Origin of the sequence: Nonomuraea marmarensis, assembly GCF_043197025.1 — a bacterium.
Classification (GTDB): Bacteria; Actinomycetota; Actinomycetes; order Streptosporangiales; family Streptosporangiaceae; genus Nonomuraea; species Nonomuraea marmarensis.
The window spans coordinates 238,303-251,811 of sequence record NZ_JBICRM010000002.1 but is presented as its reverse complement, the minus strand read 5'-3'; the positions used below and the strand labels follow the sequence as shown (position 1 = coordinate 251,811).

Annotated in this window: 12 protein-coding genes; 7 read left to right on the top strand and 5 right to left on the bottom strand. The window is 68.5% G+C overall.

The features are described 5' to 3' along the window. Window positions 1–38: 38 nt before the first annotated feature. Together ACFLIM_RS04165 and miaB are read right to left on the bottom strand one after the other, a co-directional pair. On the bottom strand, window positions 39–602 hold the full coding sequence (locus tag ACFLIM_RS04165) for a hypothetical protein (protein ID WP_393162043.1): 564 nt from the start codon (window positions 600–602) through the stop codon (window positions 39–41). Between the two features lie 656 nt (window positions 603–1,258). Beyond that, the gene (miaB, locus tag ACFLIM_RS04160) at window positions 1,259–2,746 is read right to left on the bottom strand and encodes a tRNA (N6-isopentenyl adenosine(37)-C2)-methylthiotransferase MiaB (protein ID WP_393162041.1); all 1,488 of its coding nucleotides are present in this window, start codon (window positions 2,744–2,746) and stop codon (window positions 1,259–1,261) included. Window positions 2,747–2,884: 138 nt separating this feature from the next. Here miaB and ACFLIM_RS04155 point away from each other — a divergent pair, with 138 nt between their 5' ends. The 6 genes from ACFLIM_RS04155 to ACFLIM_RS04130 all read left to right on the top strand — a co-directional run bounded on the left by ACFLIM_RS04155 (window position 2,885) and on the right by ACFLIM_RS04130 (window position 9,008). Continuing rightward, the gene (locus tag ACFLIM_RS04155; protein ID WP_393162039.1) at window positions 2,885–3,640 is read left to right on the top strand and encodes an amino acid ABC transporter ATP-binding protein; all 756 of its coding nucleotides are present in this window, start codon (window positions 2,885–2,887) and stop codon (window positions 3,638–3,640) included. 45 nt (window positions 3,641–3,685) lie between these two features. Continuing rightward, window positions 3,686–4,522: a glutamate ABC transporter substrate-binding protein gene (locus ACFLIM_RS04150; RefSeq protein WP_393162037.1), complete on the top strand. Its 837-nt coding sequence runs from the start codon at window positions 3,686–3,688 to the stop codon at window positions 4,520–4,522. Window positions 4,523–4,580: 58 nt separating this feature from the next. Beyond that, entirely contained in the window at window positions 4,581–5,249 is a 669-nt protein-coding gene (locus ACFLIM_RS04145; protein WP_393162035.1) for an amino acid ABC transporter permease, read from the top strand. Beyond that, window positions 5,246–6,166, top strand: coding sequence for an amino acid ABC transporter permease (locus tag ACFLIM_RS04140; protein ID WP_393162033.1), 921 nt, complete (start codon window positions 5,246–5,248; stop codon window positions 6,164–6,166). Before ACFLIM_RS04145 ends, ACFLIM_RS04140 begins: the two co-directional genes overlap by 4 nt. 133 nt (window positions 6,167–6,299) lie before the next feature. Further along, window positions 6,300–7,145: a glutamate ABC transporter substrate-binding protein gene (locus tag ACFLIM_RS04135; protein ID WP_393162512.1), complete on the top strand. Its 846-nt coding sequence runs from the start codon at window positions 6,300–6,302 to the stop codon at window positions 7,143–7,145. Between the two features lie 57 nt (window positions 7,146–7,202). Beyond that, window positions 7,203–9,008, top strand: a complete 1,806-nt coding sequence (locus tag ACFLIM_RS04130) for a S9 family peptidase (RefSeq protein WP_393162031.1) — start codon at window positions 7,203–7,205, stop codon at window positions 9,006–9,008. On the opposite strand, the gene rny is transcribed toward ACFLIM_RS04130, so the two are convergent. Further along, window positions 9,005–10,624, bottom strand: a complete 1,620-nt coding sequence (rny, locus tag ACFLIM_RS04125) for a ribonuclease Y (protein ID WP_393162029.1) — start codon at window positions 10,622–10,624, stop codon at window positions 9,005–9,007. The two genes, ACFLIM_RS04130 and rny, sit on opposite strands and share 4 nt — an antisense overlap. Window positions 10,625–11,157: 533 nt before the next feature. Further along, window positions 11,158–11,601 carry a regulatory protein RecX gene (locus ACFLIM_RS04120; protein ID WP_393162027.1) on the bottom strand — a complete coding sequence of 148 codons (444 nt, stop codon included), beginning with the start codon at window positions 11,599–11,601 and terminating at the stop codon, window positions 11,158–11,160. A 222-nt stretch (window positions 11,602–11,823) separates the two neighbouring features. Here ACFLIM_RS04120 and ACFLIM_RS04115 point away from each other — a divergent pair, with 222 nt between their 5' ends. Then, window positions 11,824–11,979, top strand: coding sequence for a hypothetical protein (locus ACFLIM_RS04115; RefSeq protein WP_393162025.1), 156 nt, complete (start codon window positions 11,824–11,826; stop codon window positions 11,977–11,979). Window positions 11,980–12,269: 290 nt separating this feature from the next. On the opposite strand, the gene recA is transcribed toward ACFLIM_RS04115, so the two are convergent. Then, window positions 12,270–13,361 carry a recombinase RecA gene (recA, locus tag ACFLIM_RS04110; RefSeq protein ID WP_393162023.1) on the bottom strand — a complete coding sequence of 364 codons (1,092 nt, stop codon included), beginning with the start codon at window positions 13,359–13,361 and terminating at the stop codon, window positions 12,270–12,272. Window positions 13,362–13,509 lie beyond the last annotated feature (148 nt).

The window sequence follows — 13,509 nt, the reverse complement described above, 5'->3', positions numbered from 1 at the left end:
ACCACCCATAAACGCCAAGCCACTTCACCGGTACGGCGTCAGCAACCGCTTGAGGCGCACTGTCCGGAGAGCTCCCCGGCCGGGCCGTCGGCCGGGTTGTCGCCCGCGGGTGACTGCGGCGGTTTGGTGGGGGACGTGGTCGAGGGCTTCTTGCCGCCGCCGGTCTGAGGCGTGCCGCCAGTGGAGTCCGTGCCCTTCGAACCGGTGTCGGCCGCGGGGTCGCCGCCGCTGCCCGGATCGGTGTTGACGTCGCCCACGCTGCCGTCGTCCGGCGCGTCGGTCGACACGCCGCCGTCGGGGGCGTCGGTCTTGACGTCGCCCATGGTGGCGTCGTCGTCCTGGAGCTCCTCGTCGCCGCCGGCGCTCTGGGAGGTCACGGGCCGGCCGCTGCCCTGTTGGGTGGCGCCGAGGGGGTTTCCGGCCAGCAGGTAGCCGGCGCCGCCTGCCGCGAGCACGGCGACGAGCACCGAGGCGGCGATGATGGCGGTCTTCTTCTTGTTCTTCGGGGCTTGGGTGCTCGAGTTCGCATTCCTCGATGCCAGCCGGGTGTCGCCTGGTCCGGACAGGACCTCGTGACCATCCGGCTCGATCGGATCACGCATGGTTGTGACAGCTCCCTGCGGTCGTACTCGGGGAAAGCTCACCGGCTTCCGCGGGTGATAGACCACACTAGCCGCAACGACTGAATGCTCGCACACCAATCACAAAGGAATCACGACTTGTCCCCCCATAGATCCATTTGCCCAGGTCGTCGCGCCCGCCTGGCATCCGTGGCCGGAGTCACCGGGGTACTCGTCACCGCCACCCTGGGAATTTTCCTGGCATTCACAAACTCGCCGGAGCCGTCTCCGGAATTCGATCGGAAATCCCCGCTTTCCCCAAGATCGAATTCCCCAAGTCCGTCGCCTTCCGCCACAGAGGTTCCGGCCACATCGGGAGTCCTGCCACTGCCCTGGATCCAGGCGGTCCCGTCGCTGGCCGCCGGCTCCTCCATCCCGTCCCCCACCACGGCGGCACCGCCGCTCGCATCTCCATCTCATCTGGAACGTTCCAAACCCACCCGGCCAGCGGGATCCCCCTCCCCTCAGGCGCCACCCACCCCGGAACCGGACCGACGCAGGGTCGCACCGCCGTCTTCGCGAGGCATCGACCCATGCGCCACGTTCCACGACTTCCGCCGCGAACCGTGCTACAGCTTCCTGGACCGCCTCACCCGCTGACCGCCCACCGGCCGTGCGCCGGTGGGCGAAAAGGCACCTCAGACAGCCGAGCAGGAAGCCTCGGGAGCGGACGCCGGGCGTCCGATGGTGGGCATGCCCAGCAGCACGCCCGAGCCCGCCGCCGGACCCGACTGGCGGGACTCCCAGGCGTCGCCCGCCCTCGTGCGCCTGACCTCCCGCACGGCACCGTCCGCCACCAGGTGGTGCGGCGCGGCGTACGTCACCTCGACCGTCACCATGTCCCCGGGCCGGGGCGTCTCGGCCCCGACCGCGAAGTGCACCAGCCTGTTGTCGGCGGCCCGGCCCGACAGGCGACGGGTGGCCTCGTCCTTGCGGCCCTCACCCTCGGCCACCAGCACGTCGAGCGTCCTGCCCACCTGCTTCTTGTTCTCCTCCCAGGAGATCTCCTCCTGCAGCGCCACCAGCCGCTCGTAGCGCTCCTGCACGACCTCCTTGGGCACCTGGTCGGGCATGGTGGCCGCAGGAGTCCCCGGGCGGATGGAGTACTGGAAGGTGAAGGCGTTGGCGAAGCGGCTCTGCCGGACCACGTCGAGCGTGCCCTGGAAGTCCTCCTCCGTCTCCCCCGGGAAGCCGACGATGATGTCGGTCGAGATGGCGGCGTCCGGCATCGCGGCGCGGACGCGTTCGATGATGCCCAGGTAACGCTCGGCCCGGTAGGAGCGGCGCATCGCGCGCAGCACCCGCGACGAGCCGGACTGCAGCGGCATGTGGAGCTGGTGCATGACGTTGGGCGTCTCCGCCATGGCGGCGATCACGTCGTCGGTGAACGCGGCCGGATGCGGCGAGGTGAAGCGGACCCGCTCCAGGCCGTCGATGGTGCCGCACGAGCGCAGCAACTTGCCGAAGGCCAGCCGGTCGCCGAACTCGACGCCGTACGTGTTGACGTTCTGGCCCAGCAACGTCACTTCCAGGACGCCCTGGTCCACCAGTGTCCGGACTTCGGAAAGGACGTCGCCCGGCCGCCGGTCCTTCTCCTTGCCGCGCAACGACGGCACGATGCAGAACGTGCACGTGTTGTTACAGCCGACCGAAATGGACACCCACGCGGCGTAGGCCGACTCGCGCTTGGTGGGCAACGTCGAGGGGAAGACCTCGAGCGACTCCTTCAGCTCGACCTGCGCCTCGCCCTCGATGCGCGCCCGCTCCAGCAGCACCGGCAGCGAGCCGATGTTGTGGGTGCCGAACACCACGTCGACCCACGGGGCCTTGCGGACGATCTCACCCTGGTCCTTCTGCGCCAGGCAGCCGCCCACGGCGATCTGCATGCGCGGATTGCTCACCTTGGCGGGCCTGAGGTGGCCGAGGTTGCCGTAGAGGCGGTTGTCGGCGTTTTCCCGCACGGCGCACGTGTTGAACACGACCACGTCGGCCGTCTCACCGTCCGGGGCGGGCACGTAGCCGGCGTCCTCCAGCAGGCCTGACAGCCGCTCGGAGTCATGAACATTCATTTGGCACCCGTATGTGCGCACTTCGTATGTGCGGGCGCCCTCCTGGGTCACAGTCATGGCACGTTCAAGGGTAGTCGTTGTCCGGCTTGCGGTGGCCCGTACCGATCTAAAAGACCAGCTTGATGGCATGATGTGATCGGATCGGTACCGCTCAGTTAGTGACCAGCGCTCTAATGCCCTCTACCGTTTTGGTCCATGACGGAGAACGGCGACGCCACTCCACTGGTTCAGTTGGAGAACGTCAACAAGCACTTCGGGGCGTTGCATGTCCTGAAGAACATCAACTTGACCGTCTCTCGTGGCGAGGTTCTGGTCGTCATCGGTCCTTCGGGCGGCGGGAAGTCCACGCTCTGCCGCGCGATCAACCGTCTGGAGACGATCGACGACGGGAAGATCATATTTGACGGCCAGGTGCTGCCCGAGGAGGGAAAAGCGCTGGCTAGACTACGTTCTGAAGTAGGCATGGTCTTCCAGTCGTTCAACTTGTTCGCGCACAAGACCATCCGCGAGAACGTCACGCTCGGCCCGGTCAAGGTGCGCCGCACCGCCAAGGACGCGGCGAGCAAGCGGGCGATGGAGTTGCTCGAGCGCGTGGGCATCGCGGCGCAGGCCGACAAATATCCGGCCCAGCTCTCCGGCGGTCAGCAGCAGCGAGTCGCCATCGCCAGGGCGCTGGCCATGGACCCGAAGATGATCCTGTTCGATGAGCCGACCTCCGCACTGGACCCCGAGATGGTGCAGGAAGTGCTCGATGTCATGATCGGGCTGGCGCGTGACGGGATGACCATGATGGTCGTCACGCACGAGATGGGGTTCGCCCGCAGGGCCGCCAACCGGGTCGTATTCATGGCCGACGGGCAGATCGTGGAGGAGAACACCCCCGACGAGTTCTTCACCAACGCGCAGACCGACCGGGCGCGTGACTTCCTTTCGAAGATCCTCACGCACTGATTATTGAGGCAGGTACACATGCACATGCGTCGAACGGGAGCAGCGGTGCTCTCGGTAGCGGCTCTCGCCGCCGGTCTGGCCGCTTGTGGCGGCGGGGACCAGACCTACGCCAGCGTGATCGACAAGGTTCAGGGCGCCAGCAAGATCGTCGTCGGCACCAAGTGGGACCAGCCGAGCCTGGGCCTGAAGATGGGCAACGAGCCTGAGGGTTTCGACGTCGACGTGGCCAAGGCGGTCGTGAAGGAGCTCGCCGGCGGCAAGGACGTGCAGATCGAGTGGAAGGAGTCGGCCTCCTCCAACCGCGAGCCGTTCCTCCAGAACGGCACGGTCGACATCGTCTTCGCCACCTACTCCATCACCGAGGAGCGCAAGGGCAAGGTCACCTTCGGTGGCCCCTACGTCGTCGCCCACCAGGACGTGATGGTCCGCAAGGACGACACCTCGATCACCAAGCCGCAGGACCTCACAGGCAAGAAGATCTGCAAGGCCGCGGGCTCCAACTCGTACAAGCGGATCACCGACCCGCCCCCGGACGGCGAGCTCGACCTCGACGCCACCACCGTCGACGCGGCCAACTACTCCGAGTGCGTGCAGAAGCTGACCGGCAGCAACCTCGACGCCGTGACCACCGACGACCTGATCCTGGCGGGCTTCGCCAAGCAGGCCGGCGGCAACTTCAAGGTGCTGGGCCAGGGCTTCACGGACGAGAAATACGGCATCGGCCTGAAGAAGGGCGACACCAAGACCTGCGAGGCCGTCAACACAGCGGTGAAGAAGCTGTGGGACAACGGCACGATGAAGCAGCTGCTGTCCAAGTGGTTCGCCGGAATCGAGGGACTGAAGGTGTCGGAGGCCGCACCGCCGGCCGAGGGCTGCGCCTGATCATGCCAGAGGCGGCGGCCGGCGACCCGGCCGCCGCCGCCCTATGCGGTGGAGCACGATGGAAGATCTGATTAGGTACGCGCCCGACCTCGCACAGGGGTTCCTGGAGAACGTCAAGCTCTCCATCGTGGGCGCGATCGCGTCGCTGATTCTCGGCACCATCCTGGTGGCGATGAGAGTTTCCCCCACACCGGTCCTGCGCGCGGCCGGCACGATCTACGTCAACGTGGTGCGCAACACCCCCCTGACGCTGGTGCTGGCGTTCTCCGCGCTGGGCCTGAGCGACCAGCTCGGCCTGGTCTTCTCCGGGGTGCCGCGGACCAACTCCTTCTGGATCGTCGCGATGGGCCTGTCGGTCTACACCGCGGCCTTCGTCTGCGAGGGGCTGCGCGCGGGCATCAACACGGTGCCCCTCGGCCAGGCGGAGGCGGCCAGGGCGATCGGGCTGACGTTCATGCAGTCGCTGCGCATGATCATCCTGCCCCAGGCGTTCCGCGCGGTCATCGCGCCGCTCGGCAGCGTGATGATCGCCATGATCAAGAACAGCACCGTCGCGGTGGCCGGCGGGTTCGCCGCCGACGCGGCCGCCAACATGAAGGGGGCCTTCGACCAGGTGGGTGCCTCGATCCCGATCTTCCTCGGAATCGTCGTGGCCTTCATGGCCGTGACCCTGCCCATCGGCTACTTCACCGGCTGGCTGGCCCGGCGCCTGGCGGTGGTCCGATGAGCAGCGCCGTCCTGTTCGACGCGCCGGGGCCGCGCGCCCGGGTGCGCAACGGCCTCCTCACGGTCATCAGCATCGTGGCGGTCGCCGCCGTCCTGTACGGCGTCTACTCCGGCTTCGACGCCAAGGGCCAGTGGGAAGCCAAGATCTGGCAGCCGTTCCTGCAGTGGGAGACGTGGGATTTCTACATCATCCCCGGCCTGCTCGGCACGCTGCAGGCCGCCGCGGTGGCCGCGGTGCTCGCGCTGCTCTTCGGCGCGGTCTTCGGCCTGGCCAGGCTCTCCGACCACACCTGGATCCGGGTCTCGGCCGGCGTGGTGGTCGAGGTGTTCAGGGCCATCCCGCTGCTGCTGCTGATCTTCTTCATCTTCTACCTCGCACCGGCCGTGGCGGGCGGCGGCGACTACACGTTCATGGCAGTGGTCCTGGGCCTGACCTTCTACAACGGGTCGGTGCTCGCCGAGGTCGTCAGGGCCGGCGTGCACGCCGTGCCCAAGGGCCAGTCGGAGGCCGCGTACGCGGTGGGCATGCGCAAGAACCAGGTGATGCGGCTGGTGCTGCTGCCACAGGCCGTCACCGCGATGATGCCGGCCATCGTCAGCCAGCTCGTGGTGCTGCTGAAGGACACCGCGCTCGGCTACATCATCGCCTACGTCGACCTGCTCAACACCGGGTTCAAGATCCTGCCGGCCCGCTTCTTCGGCTCGCTGATCCCGGCGGCGATCGTCATCGGCATCATCTACGTGGCGCTCAACATGGCGCTGAGCTACCTGGCCACCTGGCTGGAGCGGCGCAGCAGGCGCAGCCGCAAGACGGCCGTCAAGGGCCCGATCGCGGCGCCCGGCGCGGTCGCCGTCAGCCTGGGGGCCGGTGAGGGCACCGAGGGCGCGGGCATGGCGCCCGACCGCGGCGTGGAGTGAGCGGGCGGCGGGTGCCGTGCCCGCCGCCCGTAACACCCACAGACCTCCAAAGAAGTCCCATATCTTAGTAAGTGCCGCCCTAAAACTGTCCTGCGTGGGTTACCCATAGTGCGTAGGGGAGATCGGGGTGACCATGCGTGTGGCGACGCTCGCGGCGGCGGCCACGGCGGTGGGCCTGGCCGCGTGCGGCGGCGGGGGCTCGTACACCACCGTCGTGGACAAGATCAGGCATGCCGGTGAGGTCGTCGTCGGCACCAAGTGGGACCAGCCGAGCCTGGGGCTGAGGACGGGCGACCACGATCCCCAGGGCTTCGACGTGGACGTCGCGAAATACCTCGTCAACAGGCTCGCGGACGGCGGCGACGTGCGGATCACGTGGCGGGAGTCGCCCTCGTCCACCCGCGAGGCGCTGCTCCAGAACGGCACCGTGGACATGATCGTCGCCTCCTACACCATCACCGAGGCACGCAGGCCCTTGGTGACGTTCGCCGGTCCGTACCTGATCGTCCCCCAGGACACGCTGGTCCGCGCCGGCGAGACCAGCATCAAGAAGGTCACCGATCTGCGTGGCAAACGGATCTGCCTGGCCGAGGGCTCGAACGCGTACCGGCGGATCGTAGACCCGCCCCCGGACGGCAAGCTGCACATCCCCGCCGTGCTGGTGCCCGCGACCAGCTACTCCGACTGCGTGCGCAAGCTCGCCAACGGCCAGCTGGACGCGATCAGCGCCGAGAGCCTGGTGCTGGCCGCGTTCGCCGAGCAGGAGCCCGGCAGGTTCAGGTTGCTGAACGACTCGATCATCGACGAGAAGTGGGGCGTCGGGCTCAAGAAGGGCGAGACGGCCACCTGCGAGGCGGTCAACCGGGCGATCGGCGATATGTGGCGGGACGGGACGGCGACGCGGCTGCTGCACAAGTGGTTCGGCAGGACGGGGCTCAAGCTGCCATCGTCCCTGCCCCGCCCCGAAGGCTGCCCCTGATCCCTGATCTGGGGGGACTGGTCCGCACCGTTGCCGATCTTCCGGCAGGATGCGGGTATGCCTTTCTGGCCCTCCCCCATTTCGACCAGAGACGTGGCCGGTTCTGGCGTGCGCCCCGGCTGGCCCACGGCCCAGGACGGCCGGGTGTGGTGGACCGAGGACCGTCCCGACGAGGGCGGGCGCACCACGATCGTCTGCCGCGCCGCCGACGGCACCCATCGTGAGCTGCTGCGGGCCCCGTGGAGCGCGCGCACGCGAGTCCACGAGTACGGCGGCAGCCCCTACGCCGTGACCCCCGCCGGCGAGGTGGTCTTCGCCAACCTGAAAGACCAGCGCCTGTACATTCTGGGAGAAAACGGCGAGCCGAAACCCCTCACTCCCGAGGGTTGCCGCTACGCTGACCTGCTGGTGCACGACGACCAGGTGTGGTGCGTACGCGAGCGCCACGCCGAAGACGGCAAGGTCACCCGGGCCATCGTGTCGATCCCGCTGGACGGCGGCGAGTCGCGCGAATGGGCCACCGGCTGCGACTTCTACGCCTCTCCCGCCATTTCCCCCGACGGGCGGCATCTGGCCTATGTCTGCTGGAACCACCCGCGCATGCCCTGGGACGGCACCGAGCTCCGCGTCACCCGCCTGTCGGGCGGCGGCTCGTGGACGGTGCGGGGCGGCGCCACGGAGTCCGTGCTGGCGCCGTCGTGGAAGGACGATTCCCGCCTCTACCTGGTCTCCGACTGCTCCGGCTGGTGGAACCTCTACGAGATCGGCCGCCACGGCGACGGCCTGCGGGCGCTGTGTCCGGCCGAGGAGGAGTTCGTGTCGCCGCCGTGGCGGCTGGGCGGGCGACCGTACACCGTGCTCGGCGACGGGCGGCTCGCGGTCCTGCACGGGCGCGGCGACCTGCGGCTGGGCCTGCTGGACCCGGTGTCGGGCACGCTCGCGGACCTCGACGTCCCCTACGCGGGGTGGGACGCCGCGCTGGCCGCCGAGGGCACGTCCGTGGTCGGGATCGGGTACACCGCCACGACCCCCTCATCGGTCGTCGGCGTGGACGCGGCGACGGGCGGGCACCGATCGCTCCGCCGTGACCTCGTGCGCTTGCCCGACCCCTCCTACCTGCCCATTCCTCAAGCGGTGGAGGCGCCGGTCCCTGCCTTCCTCTACCCGCCGCACGGCCCGGCGACCGCGGGCGCGCCCCCTTACGTGATCTTCGTGCACGGAGGGCCGACCGCGCACGCCGGGACCGTGCTCGACCTGGAGAAGGCGTTCCTGACCTCGCGGGGCATCGGCGTGCTCGACGTCAACTACGGCGGCTCGACCGGCTACGGCAGGGCGTACCGGGAGCGGTTGAAGGGGCAGTGGGGGCTGGTTGACGTGGCCGACACGGTCGCCGCCGCCGAGTGGCTGGCCGCGGAGGGGATCGCCGATCCGGCCCGGATCGCGGTGCGCGGGCGCAGCGCGGGTGGGTGGACCGTGATGGCCGCGTGTTGCCGGTCGGAGGTGTTCGCGGGCGGGGTGTCGTACTTCGGGGTCAGCGCGCTCGCGCCGCTCGTCGCGCACACGCACGACTTCGAGTCACGATACGTGGAGTGGCTGGTGGGGGCCGATCCTGAGGTGTACGCCGACCGGGAGCCGCTCGCCCTCGTGAACGGGGTGTCGTGCCCCATGCTGCTCCTGCAGGGGCTCGACGATCCCGTGGTGCCGCCCGAGCAGTCCACGGCCTTCGCCGACGCGTTGCTGGAACGCGGTGTCGCCTGCACCTATCTGGCGTTCGAGGGCGAGGCGCACGGCTTCCGCCGTACTGAGACGCGCACTGCGGCCCTGGCCGCCGAACTGGCCTTCTACCAGCAGCTCTTCGGTTAACGGGCGAACTCGGTGGCGCGGGACTCCCGCACCACGGTGATGCGGATCTGCCCGGGATAGGTCAGCTCCTCCTCCACCTGCTTGGCCACATCGCGGGCGATCACCTGGGCCTGGATGTCGTCGATCGCGTCCGGCTTGACCATGACCCGGATCTCCCGCCCGGCCTGCATGGCGAAGACCTTCTCCACGCCCTCGTACGACTGCGCGATCTCCTCCAGCCGTTCCAGCCGCTTGACGTACGCCTCCAGGGACTCGCGCCGGGCCCCCGGACGGCTGCCGCTGATCGCGTCGGCGGCCTGGGTGAGAACCGCCTCGACGGTGCGTACCTCGACCTCGTTGTGGTGCGCCTCGATGGCGTGCACCACGTCCTCCTGCTCGCCGTACCTGCGGGCGATCTCCGCCCCGATCAGCGCGTGACTGCCCTCGACCTCGTGCGTGAGCGCCTTGCCGATGTCGTGGAGCAGGGCGCAGCGCTTCAACAACGGCTGGTCCAGCTTCAGCTCGGCCGCCATGATCCCGGCGATGTGGGCGGACTCGATGAGGTGCTTGAGCACGTTCTGTCCGTAGGAGGTGCGGTAGCGCAGCTGCCCGAGCAACAACGTGAGCTCGGGATGCATGTCGGTGATCCCCAGCTCCACGAGGGTGTCCTCACCGGCCCGCGCGCACAGGTCCTGCACCTCCTGGCGGCTGCGGTCGTGCGCCTCCTCAATGCGCTGCGGATGGATCCGGCCGTCCAGGACCAGCTTCTCCAGCGTCAGCCGGGCCGTCTCCCTCCGCACCGGATCGAAGCACGACAACAGCACCGCCTCGGGCGTGTCATCGATGATCAGGTTCACACCCGTCGTGGACTCGAACGCCCTGATGTTCCGGCCCTCGCGCCCGATGATCCGCCCCTTCATCTCGTCGCCGGGCAGATGCAACACGCTGACGACCGACTCCGCCGTCTGCTCCGCCGCCACCCGCTGAACCGCCAATGTCACGATCTTGGTGGCCCGCTTCTCGCCCTCCTTGCGGGCGTCGCCCTCGATCTCCCTGACGATCAGCGCGGCCTCGCGCTTGGCCTGGTTCTCGATCTCCTTGACCAGCTCGGCCTTGGCCTGGTCACCGGTCAGGCCGGAAACCCGTTCGAGGATGACCCGCCGCTCCTGCTCGACCTGGAGCAGCTCCTCGCGGCGGTCGGCCAGCTCGACCTCGGTCTCGGCCAGCTTCCTGTCCCGCTCGGACTGCCGCCTGGCCTCCTCGTCCAGCCGCTGCTCCCGCTCGGCCAGCCTGGCCTCCCTGCGTTCGAGGTCGGAGCGCAGCTCCTTGAGCTCGGACTTCAGCATCCGGCTCTCCTCTTCGACCTCCCGCCGCATCTGCGCGGCGCTCTGCGCGGCGGTCTCGGACCTGCGCAGGATCTCCTCGGCGTCGGTCTCCGCCTTGTCACGGATCTCCCGCGCCTGCTCACGCGCCTGTTCGAGCTCTTCGTGTACGGCCTGCACCTGCTCAGGACTGGGCTTGGCCGCGCGGGGCAGGCTGCTGCCTGAGGTGCGTCGTATGACGACGAGGAGTGCGACGATCATCCCGAACGCGAGCACGAGCACCGCCACCATCAGCACCACGACAAGCGGCCCCATGTGTGCCCCGCCCTCCTCGCGTCGTCAACACCTCATAACGCGGCCTCAAATCGGGAGGGGTCACAAGCGCGCCACGTCAAGCCCGGCCACCAGGATCGATATCACCCCAAGACTGACCGGGCGTCGACTGGTAAAGCCGACACCTCGCCTGCCTCGATCGCCCGAGCTCGTTCGTCCGTCGTTCACCGGTATGGCAATCCGCGCTGCGCGGAGTAACTCCTCACTGCCGTCGAGGTTATGCGTCGAACAAGTCACGAGCAAGCAAACGCGTCATCAAGCGTGTCTTACAGGCTCGCATCTCCACACTTAGCCCCATATCACCCCTTACCGCCCGAATTGCCGCTGAGGCAGGGGTCGGCCGAGCCTGGCCGGGTTACGGGTGCGCACCATCACAGGGGCAAACCGAGTCACGCCGACTTCGGACGCGCATGGAGGCAACCCCAGGTACGGAGACGGACCCGGCGCGAGCACGCGGCCGGGGCGCGGGCACGAAGCGCAGCCGCGAGCGTGGGCGCAGTCGTGAGGACGGCAGGTTATGGAAAGTCCTCCTCCAGTTCGATGCCCTCCTGTTCGAGCGCCTCCCGGATGACGCGGAACGCCAGCCCCGAGGAGTAGCCCTTGCGCGCGAGCATGCCCGCCAAGCGCCGGGTACGAGTCTGCGGGTCGAGGGATCGGGTGGCGGCGAGTTTGCGTTCCACCAGCCGCCGGGCCGTCTCCGCCTCCTGGTCGGAATCGAGGCGCTCCACGGCTTCGTTCACCGTGTCGGTGTCCACGCCCCGATGGCGCAGCTCGGCCGCCAGGGCACGCTTGGCCAGGCCGCGACCATGGTGCCGGGAATCGACCCAGGCCGCCGCGAATGCCTCGTCGTTGATCAGGCCGAGCTCGGAGAAGCGACCGAGGACCGCCTCGGCGGCTTCCTCCGGCACGTCCCGTTTGCGAAGGGCTTCGGCGAGCTGGGCTCTCGTCTTAGGGGCCATGGTGAGGAGGCGAAGGCAAATGGCCCGGGCCACCGACTCCGGATCGGCCTCGGGTCCAGCACCGGCAGGGCTCTCTACATCAGGCCCTCCGGGCAGCCGGCCCCGCGCATCCTTCCCAGCCCGTCCGTTGGACCGGCCCGATCGGCGCCCTCTGCCCGATCGTTTCTTACCGACGTCCGCCTGCTCGTCCGAGAACCAGCTATTCCCAGCCAATACCTCGGAATGCCACCCGTCGCCCCGCTGGTCACCGGATGCAGCATCCGCACCCGAACGCCGGCCGACACCTTCCTGACCGCCGGTAAGAGCCTGTCCGCCCGAACGCCGGCCGGCGTCCTCCTGATCGCCGACGGCCCGATCAACGATGACCTGGCCACTTAGCCCGGCTTCGGCAGCGCTGGGTTGGCCTTCGTGGGCCTCCGCGGATGACGGTTCTGAGGAGCGGAGGCGGGTGCGTTGTTCGCTCCACTCGTCGACCGATGGCCAGCCACCCGCAGCCGACCGAGCCACGTCACGCCTGCGTGACGAGGTGCCGTCGTCACGAAGGCCTGGCGAAGTGGCGTCACGGTCCTGTGACGAGTTGTCGTCCGTTGCGGAGTGGGCGGGCCAGGCGCCCCCGGCTTGAGGGTGGGGCGCCTGTGGCCGGTCCGTGTCACTCATAGGACTACCGATCAGACGTCACCCGGCTTCGGGGTGGGCTTCGAGGCCCGCCCGGAGGGGGCGGCGGCCGGGGCCGGGGTGGGGGCGGGCTCGGAGGGAGTGTCGAGGCGGGGACCCACGCCCAGCTTGTCCTTGATCTTCTTTTCGATCTCGTTGGCCATGTCGGGGTGGCTCTTCAGGAAGTTGCGCGCGTTTTCCTTGCCCTGGCCGAGCTGGTCACCCTCGTACGTGTACCACGCGCCGGACTTCCGGACGAAGCCGTGCTCCACGCCCATGTCGATGAGGCCGCCCTCACGGGAGATGCCCACCCCGTAGAGGATGTCGAAGTCGGCCACCCGGAACGGCGGGGCCATCTTGTTCTTGACGACCTTGACCCTGGTGCGGTTGCCGACCGCCTCCGTGCCGTCCTTGAGCGTCTCGATGCGGCGAATGTCCAATCTGACCGAAGCGTAGAACTTTAGGGCCTTTCCGCCCGTTGTGGTCTCAGGTGATCCGAACATCACCCCGATCTTCTCGCGGAGCTGGTTGATGAAGATGGCGGTGGTGCCGGTGTTGCTGAGGGCACCGGCGATCTTGCGCAGGGCCTGGGACATGAGGCGGGCCTGGAGGCCGACGTGGCTGTCGCCCATCTCGCCCTCGATCTCGGCCTTGGGCACCAGCGCGGCCACCGAGTCGATGACGATGATGTCGACGGCGCCCGACCTGATCAGCATGTCGGCGATCTCGAGCGCCTGCTCGCCCGTGTCGGGCTGGGAGACCAGCAGGGCGTCGGTGTCGACTCCCAGCTTCTTGGCGTATTCGGGGTCGAGGGCGTGCTCGGCGTCGATGAACGCCGCGATGCCGCCGGCCCGCTGGGCATTGGCCACCGCGTGCAGGGCGATCGTGGTCTTGCCCGAGGACTCCGGGCCGTAGACCTCGACGATGCGCCCGCGCGGCAGCCCGCCGATGCCGAGGGCCACGTCAAGGGAGATCGATCCCGTGGGGATCACCTCGATGGGGGCTCGGGCGTCATCGCCCAGTCGCATGACGGAGCCCTTGCCGAATTGCCGCTCGATCTGAGCGAGGGCGGTCTCGAGGGCCTTCTCGCGGTCGTTGATAGCCATGGGAACTCCCCCTGGAGAGTCGTGGTCCGATCAGTCGAGTGAAAGCTACGGCCTGCCACCGACATTTTCATCGACAGTCGAGGAAGACGTGGTCCATCGTAGCCGAACGGCTGTTCGATCTCAGCAGGAACACGCAGGTGGCCGCAAT